This is a genomic window from Clostridium sp. (assembly GCF_040797585.1).
GTDB lineage: Bacteria > Bacillota > Clostridia > Clostridiales > Clostridiaceae > Clostridium_Z.
Map to the genome: position 1 here is coordinate 1 of NZ_JBFNEO010000270.1, position 3,089 is coordinate 3,089.

Sequence of the window (3,089 nt, forward strand, 5' to 3'; positions counted from 1 at the left end):
ACCTTAGCAACTATAAGAGGACTTTGATATAATTAATGTAAAGACAATTATTATTATATGTATGTTATATGCATACAAGTATATTTTGAGGAGGGATAAACATGGGAAGTAAGGCGTTAGATAAATTTCTTAAGGAAAATTTAGAAGACTTAAAATCCAAAGGTTTATACAATGAAATTAATGTATTAGAAGGAGCTAATGGTCCTGTAATTGAAATTGAGGGCAAAAAACTAATAAATTTATCTTCTAATAACTACCTAGGTTTTGCTACTAATAAAAATATAATAAATAAATCAATTGAAGCTACTAATAAATTTGGAGTAGGTGCAGGAGCGGTTAGAACTATAAATGGAACTTTAAGTATCCATAGAGATTTAGAAAAGAAAATAGCAGAATTTAAACATACAGAAGCGGCTATAGCATTCCAATCAGGATTTAACTGTAATATGGGAGCTATACAAGCCATTATGACTAAGAAAGATGCGATACTTTCTGATGAATTAAATCATGCTTCTATAATAGATGGATGTAGATTATCAGGAGCAAAGGTAATTAGATATAAGCATAACGACATGGAAGATCTAAGAGCCAAAGGAAAAGAAGCTAAAGAAAGTGGACTTTATGAAAAGGTAATGGTAATAAGTGATGGAGTATTCTCCATGGATGGAGATGTTGTTAATCTTCCAAAGCTTGTTGAAGTTGCAGAGGAACTTGATTTAATAACTTATATAGATGATGCTCATGGGTCAGGTGTTATGGGAGAAGGAGCAGGTACCGTTAAGCATTTTGGATTATCCCAAAAGGTAGATCTTCAAATGGGTACTCTTTCAAAAGCTATAGGAGTAGTTGGAGGATATGTGGCTGGATCTAGTGATCTTATAGATTGGCTTAAAGTTCGCGCAAGACCATTCTTATTCTCAACATCTTTAACTCCAGGGGCTGCGGCTGCTTGTATAGAGTCTATAGATATAATGATGAATAATAAGGAATTTGTTGAAAGAGTATGGGAGAACGGAAGATATCTTAAGGAGAGACTAAAGAACTTAGGATTTAATATAGGTCATAGTGAAACTCCAATAACTCCATGTATCATAGGAGATGAAAAGCTAACACAAGAGTTTAGCAGAAGATTATATGAAGAAGGAGTTTATGCTAAGTCGATAGTATTCCCAACAGTACCACTTGGTACAGGAAGAGTTAGAAATATGCCAACAGCAGCACATAGTAAAGAAATGCTTGATAAGGCATTAGTTATATATGAAAAGGTAGGTAAGGAATTAGGCGTTATTAAATAGACTTTAGATTAATATAGAAGTTACAAAAGATGTAAGGAATCTCCTTATCTTAATATAAAAAACTTATAGATGGGGGTATGACCTCCTAACTTTAATTTAGAAATGAAAATATTAGGGGTAAACCACGGGGTAGAATAATATATCTATAATTTATATAAATAGTTACGGAGGCGATGAGATGAAAAAAATATTATTAACGGGATGTCTTGGACAAATAGGATCTGAACTTGTACCACACTTAAGAAATATATATGGAAATGATAACGTAATAGCGACAGATATAAGAAGAATAGAAAACTCTAATGTAATAGAGGGAGGACCTTTCGAAGTATTAGATGTTTTAGATGGAAAGGCCATGGCAGAAATAGTTAAAAAGCATAATTGTGATAGTATAATTCATTTAGCAGCTTTACTTTCTGCAGTTGCTGAAGCGAAACCAACTCTTGCTTGGGAGATAAATATGGGGGGGTTATTTAATGCTTTAGAGGTAGCAAGAGAGAATAATTGTTCTTTCTTTACACCTAGTTCTATAGGAGCTTTTGGACCAAGTACCCCAAAAATAAAGACACCTCAAGACACTATTCAAAGACCTGCTACAATGTACGGAGTTACAAAGGTTTCAGGAGAGCTTTTATGTGATTATTATTATAAAAAATTTGGAGTAGATACAAGAGGAGTTAGATTCCCAGGACTTATATCCTATGTAGCAGAGCCAGGTGGTGGAACTACTGACTATGCAGTTGATATATACTATAAGGCTCTACAAGAAGGCACGTATAACTGTTATATAAAAGAAGGAACCTATATGGATATGATGTATATGGAAGATGCTTTAAATGCCATTGTAAATCTTATGGAGGCAGATCCAAGTAAGTTAATTCATAGAAATTCATTTAATATAACAGCAATGAGTTTTGAACCTTCACAAATAGCAGCAGAAATAAAGAAGCATATAAAGGGTTTTGAAATGACCTATGATGTGGATCCTATAAGACAAGGAATAGCAGATTCATGGCCGGATTCTATTGATGATACTTGTGCTAAGGAAGAATGGGGATTCAAGGCTAAATACGACTTATCATCTATGACTGAAGATATGTTATTAAAGCTAAGAAATAAACTAAATATAATATAGTTATTATCAAGTGATTCTTAGCTTCAGTGGGAGTATTAGAGGAAGTATACATGGGATAAATTTAAATAATTCTCTTTGCTTATTTTCAGTTAAGGCAGTTTATGTTACCATAGAAAAGGTGATAAAATGGGAGAAAAATTTTTAATAGTTAACAGCAAGGTTTTACCAGAGGTTTTTGAAAAAGTTATAGAAGTAAAAGAATTAATTTATACTGGAAAAGTAAAGGATATATCAGAGGGGGTAAAAAAAGTAGGAATCAGTAGAAGTACATTTTATAAGTACAAGGATAATGTTTTTATGGTCTCAGAAGGACTAAAAGGACAAAAGGCCACTATAGGATTGTTACTTAGCCATAGAGAAGGAGTACTTTCTAAGGTATTAGATAAAATTGCAGACTTTAAGGGGAATATATTAACCATAAGTCAGGATATTCCATTAAATAATGCAGCTAATGTTACCATAACTTTTGATATATCTAAAATGGACATGGATATAAAAGACCTAATAAGTAGTGTAGAGGAAATGGACAGTATAATAAAGGTAAGACTTATTGCAATTGAGTAAATCTAAAAAGGTCTGTGGCACAGAGAATAAGAACTACAGGATATTGTATTAGATTTTTAAATTCTAAGACAACATATTGTGGTTAGATTTCTTAA

The 3,089-nt window shown here is 32.5% G+C and carries 3 protein-coding genes; all 3 read left to right on the forward strand.

All coding sequences use genetic code 11. The features are described 5' to 3' along the window. Positions 1 to 101 precede the first annotated feature (101 nt). The 3 genes from AB2369_RS12585 (at position 102) to AB2369_RS12595 (ending at position 2,994) form a co-directional block, all read left to right on the forward strand. Positions 102 to 1,295: a glycine C-acetyltransferase gene (locus AB2369_RS12585; protein WP_367666821.1), complete on the forward strand. Its 1,194-nt coding sequence runs from the start codon at positions 102 to 104 to the stop codon at positions 1,293 to 1,295. Between the two features lie 178 nt (positions 1,296 to 1,473). Further along, positions 1,474 to 2,430 (forward strand): L-threonine 3-dehydrogenase, encoded by a 957-nt coding sequence (locus tag AB2369_RS12590; RefSeq protein WP_367666822.1) that lies wholly within the window; start codon positions 1,474 to 1,476, stop codon positions 2,428 to 2,430. A 126-nt stretch (positions 2,431 to 2,556) separates the two neighbouring features. Beyond that, the gene (locus AB2369_RS12595) at positions 2,557 to 2,994 is read left to right on the forward strand and encodes an ACT domain-containing protein (protein WP_367666823.1); all 438 of its coding nucleotides are present in this window, start codon (positions 2,557 to 2,559) and stop codon (positions 2,992 to 2,994) included. The last annotated feature ends 95 nt before the right edge of the window (positions 2,995 to 3,089 follow it).

Coding starts and splice junctions, on each gene's coding strand:
- AB2369_RS12585 (WP_367666821.1), top strand. CDS start 102: ATGGGAAGTAAGGCGTTAGATAAATTTCTTAAGGAAAATTTAGAAGAC.
- AB2369_RS12590 (WP_367666822.1), top strand. CDS start 1,474: ATGAAAAAAATATTATTAACGGGATGTCTTGGACAAATAGGATCTGAA.
- AB2369_RS12595 (WP_367666823.1), top strand. CDS start 2,557: ATGGGAGAAAAATTTTTAATAGTTAACAGCAAGGTTTTACCAGAGGTT.